Below are 20809 nucleotides of genomic sequence, written 5' to 3'. Positions count from 1 at the left end.
AGTGTTTTTATGAATGTGGTAAAGTGGATATATAGTGTTTGCTTTCTTCGTCCTCCGGGTCAAGAGATACCGATTCCGTGGTTGATTTGCCCATTACCCAGGCGAAAATCATCGGCAGTATAATCAATACCGTAAATGTAGAAAATAACAAACCGCCAATTACGGCTCTTCCTAACGGAGAAACCTGCTCTCCACCCTCACCATGGCCAATTGCCATTGGCAACATACCGGCAATCATTGCAATACTGGTCATGATGATCGGACGTAGCCTCAAAGAAACTGCTTCCCTGGCAGATAATACGGCATCACCATTGTGTTTCCTCAACTGTTCTGCATTGGTAATCAAGAGTACCGCATTGGCAATCGATACCCCGACTGACATGATGATCCCCATATAAGATTGTAAATTGAGGGTTGAACCTGTCAGCAACAATAGAATTAACGAGCCCAGCACAACCGCAGGTACCGTAGTAAGGATGACAAAAGAGATTTTGAACGACTGGAAATTGGCAGCCAGCATCAGGAAGATCACCACTACAGCAACCAGTAGTCCAGATTCAAGGCTCGTCATTGTTTCTGTTAATACTGTACTCAATCCGATAGGCTCAATAAACAATCCCCTTGGTAAGGTCCCCAGCCCTTCAATAGTCTTACCTACCTGTTTTGCGGCAGTTCCCAGATCAGTATGGTCAATATTGGCAGTTACAGAAAGGTATGGCATTGCACCAATATTGTCGTTTTCCCCATAAGTAACAGAAGGAATAATTTCCGCCACATCACTCAATACAGGTCTGGAATTGTTTTTCAATAAGGGTATCGCCCCCATATCATTTTCCGTCATCATTTTTTCCAGTGGAACCTGCACCTGCACATTATAAGACAAGCCTGCTTTTTCATCTATCCATGTATTCTTTTCCGTATACCTTGACGATGACGTGGAAGCAATCAGCGATCGGGAGATATCAGTCATATCGACACCCAACTGGGCAGCACGTACTCTATCAATATTGATATCTAGCGAGGGATAATGAATAGGTTGCGCAATCTGAACATCCCTGAAATAATCAACCTTGTTTAATTTCGCAATGATCTTATTTGCATATTCCTCGTTTAGTTTCTTATTCTTTCCGGCAATCCTGATTTCAATAGGTGTTGGTGAACCCTGGCTTAACACTTTATCAGTCAACTCAATTGGCTCGAATGACACCTTGGTATCAGGCAATAGCTTCTTGATCCGCTTTCTCAGCTCATCCTTAAAAGTATCCATATCGGTATGGAAATCTTTCAGCGCAATTTGAAAAACAGCTTCATGTGGGCCAGCAGTAAACAGGTAGATCGGAGATACAGAAAACTGTGCCGGATGCTGTCCGATATAGACTGAAGAAATGGCTACATGTTCTTTTCCGACCATCTTTTCCAGATCGTGAAGCACTAGCTTTGCCTGATCTTCTGTTCTCTCCAACCTTGTACCATCTACAGCCCTTAATCTCATCTGAAACTGACTGGAATTTACCTTTGGAAAAACATCCTGTCCGATAACATTTAGCAGAACGATCGCTATAGCCGAAATTCCAAGGAGATAAAACAGTGTAACAGGCTTTTTGAAATTAAATAGCCTATCGATCATGGCCACAAACTTCATTCTGAACCTTTCAAAAGCACCAATCTTCCCATTATTATTCAGATCCTCACGCACCAGTATTTCCTTTTGTACAATGATATCTTTTTCAGATTCAGGCGTCAGCCCTGAAGCATTGAATTCTGCTTCATCATCAGTAATCCCAACAGGATGTTTTACTTTCGTGTGTGCCTTCATCAGCCAGTTGGCCATAATGGGTACAAAAGTCTGAGACAATAAGAAGGAGACGAGCATCGCACAGCCAATAGCCAGCGCTAAAGGTAAAAACAATGCTCCCGGAATACCCGTCATGACAAATGCCGGAGCAAAAACAGCAAGTATACACAACAGGATCAATAATTTCGGCAACGCAATTTCTTTACAGGCATCCCAAATCGCCAGGGCCTTGGGTTTCCCCATATCCAGGTGCTGGTGTATATTTTCTATGGTTACTGTACTTTCATCCACGAGGATTCCAATAGCCAGCGCAAGACCGCTTAAGGTCATCAGGTTAATCGTCTGACCAAACAACTTTAACAGCAGTACTGAGGAAATTACAGAGATCGGAATGGTCAGGATTACAATTAATGCAGCCCTTCTATCACCGAGGAACAGCAATACCATCAATCCGGTCAGGACTGCGCCTATCGCGCCTTCAGTAACCAGGCTTTTTACTGAATTGATCACATACACCGACTGATCAAATTCGTACGAAAGCTGTACATCATCAGGCAAGGTACTTTGTATAACGGGGAGTTTTTTCTTCAGTTGTTGTACAACCTCCCAGGTAGAAGCATCACCAGCCTTGGCAATACTCACATAAACAGAGCGTTTTCCATTTACCAACGCATAACCGGCCGTCACATCAGCCCCATCTTTTACAGTCGCCACATCCCCGAGGTAAAGGTTTTGCACGCCTCCTTTAAACAAAGGGATCTTTTCAAAATCTTTTACCTGCTTAATTGTATTGTTGGTTGGCGTAATGTAGTTTTTATCGCCAATTCTAACATTTCCGGAAGGTGCCGTCTGGTTATTGATCCTTATCGCTTCAACAATCTGATCGGGCGTTAAATTATGCGTGCGTAGCGTTACAGGATCAACATTGATTTCTATTGTTCTAGGACTTCCTCCAAAAGGTGGTGGAGAAAGTAAACCTGGCACAGAAGTAAAGGAAGCCCTCACATACACATTTGCCAGATCCTGCAGTTCATTGTTACTCTTTGTTTTACTACTCAGCACCAACTGTCCGACCGGAAGTGAGGAGGCGTCGAAACGAATGATAAAAGGCGGCTGCGAGCCCGGAGGAAATGCCGCCTGCATCCGATTTGCCAGGGCACTAAGTTCCGCTGCAGCCTGAGCCATATTGGTATCCTCATAATAGCTGATCTTCATCAACGTCAAGCCCTGGATATTCTTTGATTCAATGGATTTTACACCATTGGCGAAAAGGAGAATGTTTACATAGTTTTTTGCGAAGTACGATTCCATTTGGTTAGGCGTATATCCACCAAAAGGATGCGCCAGGTAAATCACCGGCAGGTTCATTTTAGGCAGAATATCGACTTTTATAGTCCTAATGGCGCCGATTCCGAAAAAGAAAAGCCCGGCGACCAGTACAAGGATAGAAATGGGTTTGCGAAGGGCAAAACGGATTAAATTCATGAAGCTACAGCATTAAAATTCATTAATAAAAAGGTCGAAATCTCCGGAGGCAGCTGCTTTCATCAGCAAAGACTGCCATACATTGGTATAAATGATATCGCTATCAATTTCCGCACGATTCAGTGCATACAGGGCTTGGGTAACGTCAACCAGGTTCGTTAATCCATTTTTATATAAAGTTGTTTTCTGAAGATAAGCCTGACGAGCAGCACGTACCTGTTTAGGAGCTTCATTGTAATTGTTCAGTGCAAATTTGATTTTAGCTTCCGCTGCGTCCAATTGTGTTTTCAGTTGCTGATCAATGACATCATATTCATCCTGCAAGCCCGACACGGTATACTGCTGGGCAGTTACCTTCTTTCCTGTTCTGGCGATGGAGGTTAAATTCCATGTCAGACCGATACCAAAGAGATAATTTTGTCTGTCGGGACTAATGCCATCCAGGTAATTCTGTGAAAAAGCGTGTTGATTGCTTGCGTATTCCGGACTAAAACCAGAACCGCGTGTCTGGTAAATCCCGATCAGGTTCACTGTTGGGTAATATTCTTTTTTATATAGTTTAAGTGATTGTTTCCCTGCATCCACACGGCTTTTATAATATTGAAGCACCGGGTTCAGGGTAACCGCATTGGATAAGATGGCCTTTGGTACACGCCTTACAAAGCTACTGTCCAGCACAAAATCTTCAATACCTACCCCCATCAATGCAACGAGTTTGTTGTTTTCTTCTTTTGCACGGTCCTTTAACTGGTTCAATGCGATAACGGCTCTTGAAACCTCAGCATAAGCCAGGGTAGAATCTACGCCGGCCAGCAATCCATTCTTCACCCTTGCGGCTGCAGTGTTATGAAATACAGTTGCCCGCTCCAGATTTTTCTGCTGCGAGACAATCAATCGCTGACTAGCTAATAGGTTTAGGTAAGCTGCCGCAATTTTTATCTTTTGCTGAAAGGTCTCCTGATCCAGATCTTTGGCTGAACGTTCCGACTCCACTTTTGAAAGATTAATTCGCTCTCTGATCCTGCCAAACGAAAATACTTCCCAGTTCACATTCACCAGGTATAAAGCGCCGAAAGCAGCATTCCAATTTTGTTGTGGCAGCGGTAATCCTGACGAAGCCACTCCATACCCACCGAAGCCATACAACGGACCATTTTGTCCATTTACAGTTCCATAGTCCTGCTGGGCAGAAAGCGTTACATTAGGAAGGTAATCTGTTTTCGTCTGTTTAATTGTTTCTTTTGATGCTGCAAGATATTTGCTTTTAGCTTTAATGGTACCGTAATTGAAAACGCCTCGCTCAATAGCATCTTTTAAAGTAAGTGTTTGCGAATAACTGTGAAATGAAAATAACAAAAGGAGAAAAATAGGCCACTTTTTAAACATCTGATTCTTTAATTTGAACCAAAACTAAGTGGAAAGCAGAGGATAAAAGCGCTTTAAATGATGAATGAACCTTATAAATGACCAATTGAATTCGTCATTTATATAATTATGTTACATAATTATATCCTTACTTTGTATTCTTTAACAAATGTGATGGGGGCAAAATATATATTGGAGAGCAAATGGTTACAGGAAATTTCTATACTGATTTTCTCCTTCCTGCTGTTTACTGTTAACGATTGGATTTTCATCACAGGCTGGAGAAGCTTTTTCACAGGCACTGTATACTTTTTTATTCTGTATAGTCATGCACAGTTCAATCGTTTTTTTATATTGCCCATCCTACTGAAGGAACATAAGCCTTACCTCTATTTCCTGTTGACAACGACATTTCTTTTTGTATTTTCCATTCTGTTATTCGAGGTATCTACCGAGTTGCTGTACAAGAATTGTTTCCTATATAAATCTTCCTATCAAAAAACCTATCACTTTCAGCTAGGCACGCTAGCGGGAACGCTGATCTGTATCCTCGGCTCCATCCAGATCCTTGAGCATTACCGGGAGCAGAAAATGAAAACCAGCAAAGAGCTGTTACACAACCAGGCGCAGCTCAATGTTTTAAGAGCACAGCTCAACCCCCATTTCCTGTTCAATACCTTCAATACACTTTATGGGGTCAGCTTACAATATCCCGAACGATCATCTGAGCTGATTATGCAGGTTTCTAAGCTCATGCGCTACCAGGTAGAAAACAGCACAAAAGAATTCATTTCTGTAGAAGATGAAATTGATTTCATCTCGAGCTATGTGGAACTGGAGAAAGAGCGGGTCGGTTACCGGTCCGAAATTAATTACACGCATCATACTGACAACGGTAATTATAGAATAGCACCTATGCTCCTGATCACCTTCATTGAAAATGCGTTTAAACACGGCGCATGTTCAATTGAAAAATGTTTCGTTGATATTGATATCAATGTAGTGCAAGGGACGTTGCATATGCATATCCGCAATTCTATACCTACAAAAAAGAAAAAGGTCATCTCTACGAAAATCGGATTAAAAAATACCATTGAAAGTTTAAAAATTATCTATCCCCATAAACATCAGCTGGAAAGCTTTGCGAATGGAGAAGAATATGTTGTAAACCTAAAAATTGACCTGAGCTCATGAGTATACCAAAGAAATGTATCATTGTAGATGATGAACCTGCGGCCCATTATGTGCTGGTTAATTACATTAGTCAAAACCCACTCCTGGAACTTACACATCAGTGTTACAATGCTATTGAGGCACTAAATATACTACGTAGCAATACAATAGACCTCATGTTTCTGGATATTGATATGCCGGAAATATCAGGGCTGGAATTATTGCAGACTTTAAAAAATATCCCCCGGACAATCCTTACAACTGCTTATTCTGAATTCGCACTGGAGAGCTATGAGTATGGAGTTATAGATTACTTGCTAAAACCAATATATTACCCAAGATTCGTCAAATCAATAGAACGTTTTTTGGCTATGGATGCCGTTGAAAAGCCAGAGACAACTGCCGGGAAGAGTATTGCTGTAAAGGTAGACAGTGTAGTTATCGAACTTCCTGTAAATGATATTTTATATGCTCAGAGTTACGGGAATTACGTAAAGATATTTACCCCGGATAAATCCCATCTTGCGTCCATCACAACTAATCAACTGGAGAGCATGTTACCACAAGATCATTTTGTCAGGGTTCATAAATCATATATTGTAGCAGTTGGAAAAATAGAGCAGGTAGAGCGGGATAACATCATCTTGAACAACGAGAAAATCCCGGTCGGCATTACCTACAGAAGAAACCTGAGCCGTTTTTTAGGGTAGAAAACCGATGATCATTTACATTATTGGGATGGAGTTTTACTAAACAGAAATGGTGCATTATCTCATACTTATGAAAATGCTATCGTCCATTATACTCGCGGAGTTCCTGACGAAATAAAAACCAATTACATCAACAGAATACAGTTTGATTACTACGCAGAGATATTCTACTAACATTTCTCCACGATCAAAGATACTATCGGACAAATTTTGAATGTATACTATGAATTTGATATCGATTCAGAAAAGCTTTATTTTAATGATGTCTTAGCCAAGATTCCCGATAAATCTGTTACTGAGGCAATCACTTCTTTTGTTAAGGAAACCAAACTTGCCGCAACCTTAATTGCCGAAAATGCTGCATTATTATTTACCGATTACAGCATTCCGATCATTTTAGAAGGGTTAGCCAGTTTGCGTGTCAAAAATTAAAAAATAAAGCCCCTTTTATTCAAAGGGGCAGTCAAATTCTTTCCATAATTTTTAGCAATAGGGATTTGCAACTTTTACTTGGTGTGACATAACGGGCAGCAGCTTGCACATCCGTCAGAATTACTATAATGATATGCTTTAGCTCTTGCAATAGCTGATCCGCAAGATGCATAGGAACCCAAGTATGACTTGCTCCTTACCTGGCTTAGCCAATAACACCCATCTTTGTGTACTTCATGCTCACCCGTTGATTGCGCATTGTCGTTTACATAATAATTGTCCATTACCTACTTCTCCTTTGTCACTCCCTTAAATGGAGTTCCATCTTTTTTAACATCCATAAATCTACCTGTATCGGCATCCCTTTTTACCCATTGGTCTGTTTTCGGGTTGTGTGTTTGAGAACGATCCCTGATCGCTCCATTTCTGTGACCGTCGCCTTTAGGCGGATTTGTTGCCATATTTTAAATGATTAAATGATTAATTATTACAAATCTAGAGTGGCAGAACGCAATCTATTTGCGGAGTGATTTTTTTTATATAACTTTCTTTCAAATTTAAATTAAATGCCTCAAACCAGACAACCAACCGCTAGATATAAAATAATTAATGAATGTCTCTCAAGACCAGGTAGCTATTGGACAAAACAGCAGCTACTTGATAAAATTTCCGAAATAGATATAGATATAAAAGGTAGGTCGATAGACGGCGATTTGCATCTTATGCGTCATTGTCCACAACTTAAATACTATGCGCCTATTGTATATTGTAAAAATAGAAAGGGCTATCACTATACCGACCCTGACTATTCAATCGACAAATTGCCGTTAAATCATGCCGACATACTTGCTTTAGAACTTGCAGCAACTACGCTTAAGCAATACCAGTACATTCCAATCATGAAAGAATTTACAACTATAATAGACAAAATTATTCGGGTTGTAAATCGGGCGAAGCAAGCTGATCATGAAAGTATTTTGGATTTCATAGAATTTGAAAAGACACCTGTAGCACTTGGTATTGAGCACATGGACATCATTATAGAAGCCATTCAAAAAAAGCTGCCGTTAAATTTGTCTTATCAAAAATTTGGAGCCGACATTTCCACAACACAACTAGTTCATCCTTATTTTTTAAAAGAGTATAGAAACAGGTGGTACGTGATAGGTCTCAATGAATCAAAAAATGAAATTCGTACATATGGTTTTGATAGGATCAAATCAGTTGAATACTCTGGTACCCCCCACATTCCTAATACCCTAATAGATACAAAAGAATATCTAGGGAATTGCGTTGGTATTGATTTAAAGGACAATGTAGTTGAACTTGTCCAATTACTTTTTACACCCAATCAGTCACATTATCTAAAGTCACAAGCGCTACATAAATCCCAGACAATTCTTGAAGACTCTCCGGAAAAGGGGCTATTACTTGAATATCGCTTGGTCGTAAACTATGAATTAATTGGCATACTATTAAGTTACGGTGCTGATGTCAAAGTTTTGACACCACAATCACTCGGGAATACAATCGTTGAAATTTTGGATCGCACAAAAAATCGTTACATATAGCTACTAATGCTGATCATCGTATCAAGGAATGTATGCTTAAAATCGCCTGTTGTCTACGCTACCACTCATCGTCACCCCCTTCATTTATCTCTATCTTTGTCGAAAGATCATAATATAGTTTAAATATATCTAAGCTGGGTTTTACGTTTTGATATTCTTCATGATCCGATAGTTCTTCCTCTCTAATATCGAAGATTTTATAGTTACCGATCACAATGCATTTCTTAATCGCCCTCGTGATCGCTACGTTTAATCTATTAGGACTATAAAAGAAGTCTAAACGAGTCTTTGATTCCAATGGGTACGAGTTTGATAAACTATAGATTATAAAATCACGCTCCTGGCCTTGGATACTATCTACGGTGTCTATAAATAAGAGATCGAAAGTGCCAGAAGTAAACGATGACAGTTTCTTTTTTACTTCTTTCTTTATTTCTCTTACCTGGGCCCTGTAAGGGGAAATAATTCCAATATCTTTAAGATGGATTCCGTTTTGAACCAAATCATAGACTAGCTCAGAGACAAATTTTGCCTCGTAAGGTGAACGGCCCTGAGCGTCAAATACATTATGAAGCACCAAGTTGTGTGCAACACCATTCAGAAGTGACGGATGATAAGTGCAATGGTATTCTTCCTTATCCTCCTTTGTTGTTGAATCGGAGTATAGCAACTCATTATAAAATAATCTATTGGGTATTTTAATTAAGGATTGATTTAATCTGTATGAAGTATTCAACAGATTAATATCATCAGGATACACTTTCGCTAGCCGAGTGAATATTGAACCAGCAAACATCTCATTTTTTGTATCTTTTGGTATTATCGGATCTAGTTGCTTATGATCACCGACAAATATATACTTTCTTGCTCTTGAAATTGCTGAGACGGCAAGTGGAATGCTCAATTGAGAAGCTTCATCAATAATTGCAACATCGAATTCCCAACCATCTAATTTCTTTGATGCAGGGTAACATAAAGCATGTGGCGTAGCTCCAATGGCAATCCCATTTTTGTTACAATCGACACTCGTGACATAGTTGTTGTAAGTCAACCTAGTTTTCTTCAATATATTTTCTTTGATCTCCTTACTCTGTGCCTTCTCGCCAATCTTAACAACTTTGCTGGCATCTCCAATTTTTTTAGAAATAGCATTCATACAATTGTTAATTGCTGTATGGGTGGGAGCTGTTACAAAAATCTTTAAACCCGCTTCAACAAGCTGCTTCGCAATATTTGAAATTGTTTCTGTCTTTCCCGTACCGGGAGGTCCCTGAATTATACAGAAACTATTCGAATTGATAGCCTGTAAATAGGCATTATTTTGCGAGTCATTTAAATGAGCAACCTTTTGTGAATGATTATGATATGTATTTTTTATATGGCCGTTAAGAAATCTCTCAACCCTATTAAGTCTATCGCTTTCGCTATTAAGCAATTGCGCCGTAGTCAATAAGAGTTTTGTCGTAATATCAGAATGAATAGTGTTTATTTCCCAGTTATTCTGCGGGTAGTTTTTACCGTTTATGCGACAATGCTTTACGTTGAAGTCGTTAGGTTTGAGAATAAAATTATCCGGACTATCTTCTTCAATCTCCATCTCAAAATTGTACGCGCCATTTGTTAGACGAACCGAATTACCTTCCTTAAATTTTGAGATATTGTTTTCGCAATAAACCTTTGCGTAGGCAATATATTTATCCGAGTCTGATAGAAAAGAGCACCATTTATTAGGCAAACCTGCATAAAATTCAAACTCCACCCTCAACTTCGACATAGTCACTCCCTTTGCCACCCGCTCATCTAAAGGTTGACTCATTTGCACTTCAAAATCACCAAGATTCTTAAGACGTTCGATTTCAATTGCTTCGACCAATTCATTTAGTACATCCATATTAAATCTTGTGTTTGAGTGAGTTTAAAATTATTTTAGTCTCTTTAGGCATGTTAGGTACGTTTACGACATAGTATGTCGAATATTCGTCATGCAGTACAACTAACTTCATTGATGAGATCTTAATCCCATATTCATTTTCAGCTATGTATTTATAGATATTTTGCTGCAAACAGTATTTGTTATAGCTCGAATTATCAAAATGGTTCAATTCAGAAAGAGCGTAGCCATACCCAAACAGTCGGGGTCTACCATCTATTATCAGTTTTTTACTTCTCTTCCAATCCAGCATAACAAATTCTTCCTTGTCGCTTTTTTTAAATAGACAATCGATAGTTCCAGCTACATTGTATCTTTTTGAGACAATCCTTTTCTCAGCATCGTAAAATTGAAGATTTCTTGCTTTGATTTCATTATTGAAAAAGCTGAGGAATAAATCAAATTCCGTAAAGTCCGGAATGAATTCTCTTTCCTTGAGGTAATTTTCTATTTGGTTATGTAAATAGGTACCTCGTTCTGCCGCTTCATCCCTAATCATTAAAAACTCAATCAAGACTTCTTCTTCTGCTCGGTTTTCGTCAAAAGCTTTCTTTTCTATGTATCTCTTTAAGTCAAATGGAAAAAAACGTTCAATTAGCGCCGTGACAGAAATATATTCTGCATTGCCGGTTCTGTCTTTAGAGTGAAAAAAAATTGGTGTTTTTTTATCAAATAAGTTAGAACCATCGGCAGCTAAAAAATCATACTTTTTAGTTCTTTTAATTATTTCTTCGATGTCTTCATTTTCACTTGTATCTATCTCTATTTCCCTACCATTATAATTTTTATGGAAGTTAACAATACCCAGATATTTCTCTCTATAATTTATTTTTTGCCATTGGATACATTGATTCTGATCCCATTGGAATTCAGTTTCACATTTTACACTATTATTGAAAGCTACAAGACGTAGAGAATTGATAACGTTTTTTATATGGTCAATACACTCTAAAGCTTGCAAATGCACCTGCCTTTCAGTAAACCTAATTACAACCCATCCACTTTCCGTAAAAAATAGATCTCTTATATCATCTTGCTTGATCGGCTTATCTAACATGATGCAGTGTGTTGGGTATCTGTAATAGCCATCGTAGGGCTCATCAATCTCAATGTCTATATAAAGATTTAGCTTTTTGTCAAATAGCACTATATCCGGCTCATATGGTCTACTGAAATTAGGTATTACCATATGGACGTTTTCAGCAATCTGTAAATCTGAGACGTGAAGTTTGAGCCGATCCGAAAATTCTTTTTCTTTATAACCTCTATTACTTGTGCGCCCCAATCTTGGCAATTTTAAGCTTGCATTGTCTTTAGGCATTTTTACCACCGGATAGCAATATTTCGAAAGTTGCTCAAAGTAGCTATTGGGGCTATACATAATTTTTAAATTGTTCGTCTGATCCTCATTTGGTAATGATAATATTTTCTGCCTTTTAGGCTCTAGCGAAAACGAATTTGGATTCAGCGGAATGGATTCCGGTGGCAATTCTGTTACAATATCAATAATTATTTGTTTTGAATCATTCTGGTGTACACTATATCCTTGTCGTACTAAAATAGCATTTTCCTTGTTGGCAAGTTTAATTTTTGACCAATCTCGTTTGATACTAGCAAAAAACTTACTTTTCTGTTTCTTTGTTAATTCGGACGGTGAAATCACCTCATACGATTTTAGCTTTTCAAGAAAAAAACTCTGGTATTCCTTTTGCAAATTTGATAGTTCTCGTTCAGTCACTTTATGAATCCTCTGGAATGTTAGTTAAATCACTTTCAATATGTTCTACTTTGCACTGTTGAAATTTTTACCAAGAAAGGAATAGATATCAAAACATGTCTTACTATTAACCAAGTATAAGCCTCTTTAGATTAACAGACATAAAAATTATGAGCGGCCCATACATAAGCAAATGGTATTTGAAATAAACAATACAATAGTATTTTAGATCTATCCAGAGGCGCTTACGAAGATTTAACTTGAAGTATCCAGGTTTAATAAGTTGGAATCTTTCATAATCAATTGGCTTATGGTTTTCATAGCGCTTGAGTATCTTATCATACTTTTCACTTATTTCTTGTAGTATCTTCCCCTTATCCGCATTTTCGCTTTCGTAAGTCTTCGTGTACCTGAGTGCATTGTAAAGTTCTGCTATGTCTAGCGAACAATCATGATAGCGATGTGACTTAAGAACGAAGTTTTCCGCGGTTTCAAGTTGACTAAATAGAAGAATCAATACTGAAAGAGATACGGAAGCAAAGTTGACCTCGTCATTAGAAAGCGTAATCTTCCAAAAATTAAGCTCGTAAACATTTACTAAACCGACTATAATCAAGTATGCAGAAAGATACCCAACGCATTGACTGGATAATCGCTGAAGTGTGCCTGTACGATGGCTAGCGGAAAAACGAGCACCTTTAGTACTCCATAGTTTGTAATTTAATTCAGTTTCAAATTCTTTGAGCAAGTATGGTGGTATAGACTTTCTCGCACGTGAAATGCGCCTAGCGCGTTTAACTTTCTTCCAGTAATTAAAAAGTTCTTTTAACATATTTTAAACAATATTTACTCCTTTGCAAATTCTCGAGTCGGCAACATTTTTTTTATACATGATGAATTTAAAACTATTTATCGGGGAATAATGGTCATTCCCATAATATCGCACTACTGCATTTTTCACATTTGAAATTGTCAATAGCCTTAAAAATCATAGAAATGACTAAAACGACAAAAAAATAGATGCTATTACCCAGCCCACACTCTAAGCCTGCAGATACAACCATCAAAACAAAATGGATTTTTGAACATACGTTAATTTAGATTTGGTTGTTGTTTGGTTAAAAGCGGCCATGAATTGAGTAGCATTAGTTTCATCTGCACCCTATGATACAGATGTTTACAATGGTTATTATTTCAAATTTTAGGAATTTAACTTAGAATAGCAAAAATATTTACATTTATTTTTATATTTTTCACAATCAGCACAAGCATTTCAAATAAATTATTTTTTTAAATGAGTTTACCGGCCATTTGGTAAATTCATCATTTCATGCATAACTACGATTGCCAGGCATCATATCATCGTACTGGAAATATTCAAGGCTACTCTGATCTTTGTCTAATACGGTATTCATTGGGCCAGCCATTATGCCATGATGTTAATGTATGAAATTCTGTTTTCATAGGTATGATTTTGTAATATGCTGAAAAGCCATACCAATGGCATACACATATTTTTCGTTAAAATTTATGTTGACTAGCGTTAGTCCTGCCCAGCTGAAAGCCGGGGGTCAGCTCCCTCTATAGGACCGGGAGCGTTACAGTGGGTTGGGTTATGAGCCCGTAAATATAACTGTAAGACCAAGTTAATAAAAATATTAATTAACCAAACAGGGCAGCTTTGCATTTTTTATGCTCAAAGTATGCAGATATAGAAGGACTTCTGGTTAGCTGTATAATAGAAGAGGGCATCTTTTTTTAGACGCCCCCTCCATTTACAGTAATGTAAAAACTATTGAATTTTAGTGCCATAAAATGGCCTGAATTCGTCATTAGATTTGTAAGTGTAATAAGTTGCTGGTGCGGTGTATGGATTGTTATAATGGAAGATGGCACGGTTTGCATTCAATTCCGCCTGATTCCAACCTGGAGTCCAGCCTGCAAATACCCCATCCATATTGATACAATACTGGTAACGCTCGTTGTTATTTCCCAGGTATGCACGATGAATACCTACTTCCAAACGCTTAGCATCAAAATAGTTAACGCCTTCTCCCCAAAACTCAACACCTTTCTGAAACACATATTCATCAAGAAAAGCAGCTTTAGTAGATGCGGTGCAGGTATAGGTGCTGTTACGTGTTTTTACAATACTTTCCAATGCAGTAGCTGCTGCAGCTACCCCCGAGGTGTGCAGTGCGGCTTCTGCTTTCAGGAAATGCATCTCCTCTACGCGCATGGCAGGATAATCCGTGGCACCGCCAACTTCGAAAAGTCTGTACTCCCCTCCTGCAGGGCGAAACTTAATGTTTACGTAAAGCCATGGCCAGGATTGAAAGCCGTTTCCTTTATTGATACGCGAACGGATCCAGGAAGGATTGCTGTTCAGCTTATATTGTTCCTTATCGGCATTAAAACCTGAGTAATCATTTTTCCAGTCTTCCTCTTGCGTGCTCTGATCATTATTACCATTTAACCATTTATTGTTAATTAGGGCACCTTTGGAATCTCTTTCAACCAGATAAGGCGCTCCTGCCTGTTGGTTGGTTGACTCATAAAAGAAATTTGGAGCTAACCAGGACTTCTTACGAAAATCCTTGTCGGAAAGGCGTTCATACCATTTACGATCTAATGAACGACCTACTCGCCAGCCATAAACTGAAAAATCTGCTTCTGTTCCGAAGATCATAGAAAAAACAAAAGATCCCGTAGATGCTGCTTTGATATTACCTGCTGAAATAGAAGTGGCCAACATCCATGAATTCTGAGAATTGCGGTTATTAAAACCGTTTGAAGGATCTGTCCATTCTGACTCTGACAACGGTGCCGCTCCGGAGCTGGAAATTGCTTTGTCTGCATACTCAGCAACTTTTTGCCAGTAAGTAGCCTCATCTTTATAGGTAGCCGAAGTATTTACACGAGAAGCAAGGTTCGAATATGCGCGTGCATACAGCCCATATACTACAGAAAGATTGGGTTGTACCTTATCTGTACGCACATAACCATTCAGATACAGTTCTGCCGCTTTCAGATCGTTTAAAATCAGGTTATACACCTCATCAACAGTAGCTCTGGGATTGTTTGAGGCCTGTTCAGATGTTGTTTTTTCAGTAACAATGGGTACGCCTAAGTTTACTAGATTATTTTCAGACGGTACAAATTGGTATTTGGTATCCGTAGGTTTTTTGTATTCCATTATCTGCACCAATTCCATATAATACAATGCACGATAAGCATAACTAATCCCCAGATAAGCTTTTTTCTCCTCGTCCAGGTTATTGGCATCGATCAGTTTGATGACATCGTTTACGCTTTTGATGTACGCATAATACACATAAGATGGGTATAGCCCACGGTTAGATCCCGTAGCGCTAACGGAGCCATTTGCATAGGCACCCATGGTGTTAAAGCCGTTTGCTCCAGAACATACCAGTTGCGTAGTTCCATGCTCCAGCATTCCGCGCATACTGCTGTATGAAATCATTTCGATTCCACCATCGGTATTCTCATACCCCGCCATCGAGGTATAAATAGAATTGACCAATCCTTTTAAAGCTGTAGGAGAATTCTGGATTTGCTTATCCAGGACAAACTCTGTAGGTAATGTTTCTTTTATACAGCCACTCAGCCCCAGCAGAGCGGTAGCAATGAAAAGTATATGATTTTTTTTCATGATGTTTTCCTTAATTATATTTAGAATGTCAATGAAAGACCTCCTGAAAATGTACGCATTGGAGAATAAAGTTCGGAATTGGTATATCCTTGTAATGAATAGCGGGGATCAAATCCCTGACGGGCCGATATATAGAATGGATTTTCGACAGCCATATATACCCGCAGTCTCTGAACATTAAATTTTCCAACCAACTTAGCAGGCAGTGTATAACCCAGATTGATATTCTGAATATTTAAATAGCTTGCACTGGTAATAAAACGATCTGAACGTGCATTTTGCGAATTAATTTCAGAAAATAAAAGACGTGGTACAGCTGAGTTTTTATTCTCGGGACTCCATGCGTTCAACATGTCAACATGCCAGTTTGTAGCTGTGGTTCCACCAGTATGCATTAAAGTCTGATAGTTATAATCGTATGCTTTACCTCCGATTTGATAGTTCAGGTTCACAGAAAGGTCTATTCCATGGTAGTTAACCGTTGTTCCAAAACCTCCGTAAAAATCAGGAAGTGCATCACCGATCAGGTAATCCGTTGCCTGACTTGGATCTTTCGTAGTGGTTTGTCCCGTTACCTCTCCATTTTTCAACTCATCCTTATAATAAAGTGATTCACCTGTTTCCTGATCTAGCCCCGCAAATTTAGGCAAGTACCAGGTATAAAGCGGCAGCCCCTCTGCTACGAAATATTTATATTTAGACACAAAAGACTTATCCAGGTTCACGTAACCGACATTCCCTTCAACTTTTGTTTTCTTGATATCATCCGGCAAACTCAGCACTTTATTTTTTACGTGGGAAATGTTAAAATTAACATCCCATGTAAAAGCTTTCTTATTGATCAGGTTTGCATTTAAAACCAGTTCAAAGCCTTTATTCTGCATATCGCCCAGGTTTACATAATAGCTGGTGTAACCAACAGACGGTGGCGTATTCAATGAAAACAACATATCACTGGTTTTGCGGTAAAAATACTCTGCGCTACCACTCAGTCGTCCATTAAACAAATTGAATTCAGTACCTAAGTTCCAGTTGGTATTGGTTTCCCAGGTAATGTCATTAGATCCCTTTTGGCGCCATTGATACGCCACTTCATTGTTGTTGTTAACAACAGTATAGGAATCTGCAAACAGGTAATTACCAATATTGTCGTTCCCCTGAGAACCTACAGATGCTTTGATTTTTAATGAATTAATCCAGGGTGCTTTAAAGAAGTTTTCTTTTGAAATCAACCATGCAGCACCAACTGACCAGAAATTACCCCAACGGTTTTCTGTTGCAAAACGCGAAGAAGCATCGCGGCGATAAGAGAACGAAGCGAAGTATTTGGTATCATAATCATACATTCCCCTAAAAAAATAACCTTCATTGTTATAGTCATTGGCATAGGAATTAGGATTGCCATTCAAAGTCAATACCGTAGCAAGCTCAGTCGTGTTATCAATACCGAAATTCTTCCCTGAAGCATCCAGGTATTCAAATCTATAATTGTAATATTCATGTCCTAACAAGGCACTCACATTATGTTTGCCAAATCCTTTTGTATAATTCAGCAATTGCTGGCTGTTGTAGGTAAAGGTCCTCGAAGCACTTTTTGATAAGTAGCCGTTATCAGATGAGTTTGTATAATTATCAACAAAGGGGCTATTGACATAAGTAAACCTACGATCATAATCGTAGGCATTCCCGTTAACCGTCAATTTCAGATCTTTAGTCAGGTCAAAATCAGCATAACCACTCATGATGAATGAATTACCAGTTGTAGTAGCACTTCTGTATTTGTTAGAAAAAATCGCATTGCCACCAAGGCCACCTGCGCGGCTTAAATCATAATTATTGGCAAAATCATACATTTGTTCACCCCATTTATCGATCATGATATTCTTGCTGGCATCACGGTAATAAACCGGATAGATAGGTGCCTGCGACTTTATGGTACTCCAGATAGTTCCCGTTCCGATGGTCCCCTCCTCTGTTTGCATATAATTGTATTTGCTATAATTTGCATTTCCGCCAACCTTTAGCCATTTTTTCGCCTGATAATCCAGTTTAAGACGCGCAGTTAGCCGATCCTGAGCAGATCCAACCTGAATACCTTCCTGATCCAGATAGCCCAATGAGGTATAGTAATTTATTTTATCGGATGCTCCGGAGATTGAGGTGTTATACTCCTGTCGTAAGCCCGTTTGCAAGCCTTCTTTTTCCCAATCGTCAGCTTGCAGCCAATATTGATTATTGTTGTAGGTATAAAGCGTACCCATAGTTGCTTTTGGATTCATTTTACCACCACTCTGGATAAATTCCTGTCCTGCAGGAACAGTATAAATCATATATCCAGGACCAACACCACTCGTTGTGCTGGTCAGGTGTTGATTGGCCAGCGTATGGGCGGCGCCTGGCGTCATAGCCCCTCCCCTGTCAGTTACGTAAAAATTAGCCAGCATCTTATAATAAGTCTCATAGAACTGCTGAGCATTCATGACCTTATAGTTTTCCAATCCATTAGAATTGGCACCCAATTTGGCATCAACATTAATCTGTGCTTCACCACTTTTCCCTCTTTTGGTGGTGATCATGATTACGCCATTTGCACCACGGGCACCGTACAAAGCATTAGATGCAGCATCCTTTAAGACCGTCATAGACTCAATATCTGCAGAGTTAATCAGGTTCAGATCACCTTCAAAGGGCATACCGTCTAAAACGATCAATGGTTCAGTATCCGACGAAATGGAGCCCAAACCCCTGATGGTAATGGAGGGTGAACTACCCGGCTGCGCAGAAGCACTGCTCAGCTGCACACCGGCCACACGTCCTGCTAAAGCACCAAGCGGGTTCGTGCCCTGCGTTTTTTGCAAATCTTCTGATTTTAAAACACCAGCCGAGCCGGTAAAAGCTTCTTTAGTCGTTTTACCGAAAGCTACAACCAAAACTTCATCCAGGCCCGCGGTTAAGGGTTCCAGTTTAATAATGCCCATATTCCGAGCTGCTTTTACCTCCATCATTTTGTAGCCCACGTATGATATTTGCAGTGTAGCGTTTTCATCTACTCCTGCCAGGGTAAATACACCGTTTTTGTCGGTCATCACATATTTATCTGAACCTTTTATACGAACACTTGCGCCCGGTAGTGGCTGTCCGTTCTCATCTTCCACTGTTCCCCGAACATCAAATTTTAAAAAGGAGCTGATAATATTTTCTATCAGGGAGTTTCTCTTTTCGTTGATGATCACTGTTTTAGTGTCCAGGATATACGTTAAGGGCTGATTTTTAAAGATCTGTTTGAGCACCTCTTCAATTGCCATATTGTTCGCATCTATGGTCACAGATTTTGCCTTCGCCAGCTGGTCGTCTGTATACACAAAATCGTAACCACTCTGGATTCTCAATTCCCGGATGACCGTTTTTAATGAAACATTCGACTTGGTCAAATTGATCTTTTGTGCAAATCCGACAGCACTGACCTGCATACAGGTTGCTATCAAAATTACGGTGGTTAATCGCATAATCAGCAGTATTTTCGAGACGCGCCTATTGGGCACGATAAGTTTATTCGTATATTTTTTATACATTTACTTGTTTGGTTTAGGGCAAGGAACCTTATGTTTTGCAGACGGTTAGGTTTTTGCATGTTAGTTGTTTATTTCAATTTCATAAGCCAAATATTTCCGGCTCCGGATGTGTCACAGGGTGCAATCTGTGATACACGGGGTTTGGATAATTATTTTGTCACGTAAATCCTCCTTTCTTCGATTCTAAAGTTGACTTTTTTAGTGGAGGCCAAAATCTGCAACACTTTTGAAACGTTATCAAAGCGGGACACTGAGCCTCCGAATTTATTTTCAGGAATTTCCCCTTCGTAAATTACTTCTACATTATACCAGCGCTCTATCATTCGCATTACCTCCTGTATAGATGCACTCTCAAACATAAACTTATTATTTTTCCATGCGATAGAAAACCGGCTGTCAACCGCTTCAATACTTAGTTTTCCGCTTGTAATTACGCCCTGTTCCCCCGGATTCAGGATTTCATTAACACCACTTTTTGTTGAGATCTTCACACTTCCTTCCAACAGCGTTGTATTTGACGAGCGCTCATTTAAATAGCTATTGATATTGAAATGTGTACCCAGCACCTCTACCGTCTGGTTGTTGGTTTCTACTATAAACGGAGCTAATTTATCTTTTGCGACTTCAAAATAGGCTTCTCCGTCTAAATAAACTTTTCTCTTGCCTGCTTGCTTCAAGTTTGCTGTATAGGTCAAACTTGAAGCTGCATTTAACCAGATTTGCGAACCATCGGGCAACCGCACCTGATAAGTCTCACCACGAGAAGTAGACAATGTATTCATTTTATTTGCTGAATGCTGATTCTCATTGACCTCATAGATCAGCTCTCCCGCCTTAGTTTTAGAAATTTTCACCCCTGCATCTTCAGCAAGGTTACCATTTTCAGCATTATCCAACTTAATTTGTCTTCCATCTGCCAAAGTAAGCGTCGCACCAATTTTTCCGGCATGGATATCTGTTTTAAATGCAACCGCCGATTGTAGTTTTTTAGTAGAAATAAACCAGAAGACTGCAGCAGTCGCTAAAAGCAAAATTGCTGCAGCACCTGAAATTCTTAACCACAATTTTCTATGCATCTTCCTCAACTGTGGCTCTTTAACAATTCTATTAAGCAATTCATCTGAACGCACCGGCTCCAGATCATCCAGCAGATCGACCGGGATCTTTTTCCATGAATCCTCTATCAGCAAAAGTATTTGTTCCTCAGAATCAGGATCGTTGACGAATTGCTGCCATTCGACACTTTCCCCGGCATTTAATTTGCCAGCAATGTATCGGTCGTGCAGATGATTTATTCGATTTTGATTCATTCCCTATATATTTATTTAGCCTTCTGTTATAAAAATAACCGGCCTCTAATAATAAAGACACTTGAAATGTGTAAAG

Annotated in this window: 13 protein-coding genes; 4 read left to right on the top strand and 9 right to left on the bottom strand. The window is 39.1% G+C overall.

Going from position 1 to position 20809, the window contains the following annotated elements; translation table 11 throughout:
* Positions 1–7: 7 nt before the first annotated feature.
* Both EZ444_RS05505 and EZ444_RS05500 read right to left on the bottom strand, forming a co-directional pair.
* A complete protein-coding gene (locus tag EZ444_RS05505; RefSeq protein WP_131607716.1) occupies positions 8–3280 on the bottom strand; it encodes an efflux RND transporter permease subunit in 3273 nt (1090 codons plus the stop codon).
* 12 nt (positions 3281–3292) lie between these two features.
* Positions 3293–4666, bottom strand: coding sequence for a TolC family protein (locus EZ444_RS05500; protein ID WP_131607715.1), 1374 nt, complete (start codon positions 4664–4666; stop codon positions 3293–3295).
* Positions 4667–4774: 108 nt separating this feature from the next.
* Between EZ444_RS05500 and EZ444_RS05495 the strand changes: the two genes are divergently transcribed.
* The 3 genes from EZ444_RS05495 to EZ444_RS05485 all read left to right on the top strand — a co-directional run bounded on the left by EZ444_RS05495 (position 4775) and on the right by EZ444_RS05485 (position 6960).
* Complete coding sequence (locus EZ444_RS05495) at positions 4775–5839, top strand: sensor histidine kinase (protein WP_225874644.1); 1065 nt, start codon at positions 4775–4777, stop codon at positions 5837–5839.
* The gene (locus EZ444_RS05490; RefSeq protein ID WP_131607714.1) at positions 5836–6528 is read left to right on the top strand and encodes a LytR/AlgR family response regulator transcription factor; all 693 of its coding nucleotides are present in this window, start codon (positions 5836–5838) and stop codon (positions 6526–6528) included. The genes EZ444_RS05495 and EZ444_RS05490 overlap by 4 nt, the downstream gene beginning before the upstream one ends.
* Before the next feature lie 210 nt (positions 6529–6738).
* Positions 6739–6960 carry a hypothetical protein gene (locus EZ444_RS05485; RefSeq protein ID WP_131607713.1) on the top strand — a complete coding sequence of 74 codons (222 nt, stop codon included), beginning with the start codon at positions 6739–6741 and terminating at the stop codon, positions 6958–6960.
* 287 nt (positions 6961–7247) lie between these two features.
* Here EZ444_RS05485 and EZ444_RS27135 read toward each other — a convergent pair whose 3' ends face one another.
* Positions 7248–7421, bottom strand: coding sequence for a hypothetical protein (locus EZ444_RS27135; protein ID WP_165503534.1), 174 nt, complete (start codon positions 7419–7421; stop codon positions 7248–7250).
* Between the two features lie 105 nt (positions 7422–7526).
* Between EZ444_RS27135 and EZ444_RS05475 the strand changes: the two genes are divergently transcribed.
* Positions 7527–8531 (top strand): helix-turn-helix transcriptional regulator, encoded by a 1005-nt coding sequence (locus tag EZ444_RS05475; protein WP_131607711.1) that lies wholly within the window; start codon positions 7527–7529, stop codon positions 8529–8531.
* Between the two features lie 58 nt (positions 8532–8589).
* Here the strand turns inward: EZ444_RS05475 and EZ444_RS05470 are convergent, their stop codons facing one another.
* The 6 genes from EZ444_RS05470 to EZ444_RS05445 form a co-directional block, all read right to left on the bottom strand.
* Positions 8590–10422, bottom strand: coding sequence for a DEAD/DEAH box helicase (locus tag EZ444_RS05470; RefSeq protein ID WP_131607710.1), 1833 nt, complete (start codon positions 10420–10422; stop codon positions 8590–8592).
* A 1-nt stretch (position 10423) separates the two neighbouring features.
* The gene (locus tag EZ444_RS05465; RefSeq protein ID WP_131607709.1) at positions 10424–12199 is read right to left on the bottom strand and encodes a hypothetical protein; all 1776 of its coding nucleotides are present in this window, start codon (positions 12197–12199) and stop codon (positions 10424–10426) included.
* A 106-nt stretch (positions 12200–12305) separates the two neighbouring features.
* Positions 12306–13010, bottom strand: a complete 705-nt coding sequence (locus EZ444_RS05460; RefSeq protein WP_131607708.1) for an SLATT domain-containing protein — start codon at positions 13008–13010, stop codon at positions 12306–12308.
* Positions 13011–13970: 960 nt separating this feature from the next.
* Positions 13971–15851, bottom strand: coding sequence for a RagB/SusD family nutrient uptake outer membrane protein (locus tag EZ444_RS05455; RefSeq protein WP_131607707.1), 1881 nt, complete (start codon positions 15849–15851; stop codon positions 13971–13973).
* A 20-nt stretch (positions 15852–15871) separates the two neighbouring features.
* Positions 15872–19423 carry a TonB-dependent receptor gene (locus tag EZ444_RS05450; protein WP_131607706.1) on the bottom strand — a complete coding sequence of 1184 codons (3552 nt, stop codon included), beginning with the start codon at positions 19421–19423 and terminating at the stop codon, positions 15872–15874.
* A gap of 149 nt (positions 19424–19572) precedes the next feature.
* Positions 19573–20733, bottom strand: coding sequence for a FecR family protein (locus EZ444_RS05445; RefSeq protein ID WP_131607705.1), 1161 nt, complete (start codon positions 20731–20733; stop codon positions 19573–19575).
* Positions 20734–20809: the final 76 nt, after the last annotated feature.

The organism is Pedobacter hiemivivus (assembly GCF_004331685.1).
Taxonomy (GTDB): Bacteria; Bacteroidota; Bacteroidia; order Sphingobacteriales; family Sphingobacteriaceae; genus Pedobacter; species Pedobacter hiemivivus.
Note: the sequence above shows the minus strand (reverse complement) of the source record. Positions and strands in the feature narration are given on the sequence as shown.

Bases quoted from the DNA above. Each gene is read 5' to 3' on its own strand.
- EZ444_RS05455 (WP_131607707.1), bottom strand. From the start codon at position 15,851: ATGAAAAAAAATCATATACTTTTCATTGCTACCGCTCTGCTGGGGCTG.
- EZ444_RS05490 (WP_131607714.1), top strand. From the start codon at position 5,836: ATGAGTATACCAAAGAAATGTATCATTGTAGATGATGAACCTGCGGCC.
- EZ444_RS05460 (WP_131607708.1), bottom strand. From the start codon at position 13,010: ATGTTAAAAGAACTTTTTAATTACTGGAAGAAAGTTAAACGCGCTAGG.
- EZ444_RS05450 (WP_131607706.1), bottom strand. From the start codon at position 19,423: ATGTATAAAAAATATACGAATAAACTTATCGTGCCCAATAGGCGCGTC.
- EZ444_RS27135 (WP_165503534.1), bottom strand. From the start codon at position 7,421: ATGGCAACAAATCCGCCTAAAGGCGACGGTCACAGAAATGGAGCGATC.
- EZ444_RS05495 (WP_225874644.1), top strand. From the start codon at position 4,775: ATGTTACATAATTATATCCTTACTTTGTATTCTTTAACAAATGTGATG.
- EZ444_RS05470 (WP_131607710.1), bottom strand. From the start codon at position 10,422: ATGGATGTACTAAATGAATTGGTCGAAGCAATTGAAATCGAACGTCTT.
- EZ444_RS05500 (WP_131607715.1), bottom strand. From the start codon at position 4,666: ATGTTTAAAAAGTGGCCTATTTTTCTCCTTTTGTTATTTTCATTTCAC.
- EZ444_RS05505 (WP_131607716.1), bottom strand. From the start codon at position 3,280: ATGAATTTAATCCGTTTTGCCCTTCGCAAACCCATTTCTATCCTTGTA.
- EZ444_RS05475 (WP_131607711.1), top strand. From the start codon at position 7,527: ATGCCTCAAACCAGACAACCAACCGCTAGATATAAAATAATTAATGAA.
- EZ444_RS05445 (WP_131607705.1), bottom strand. From the start codon at position 20,733: ATGAATCAAAATCGAATAAATCATCTGCACGACCGATACATTGCTGGC.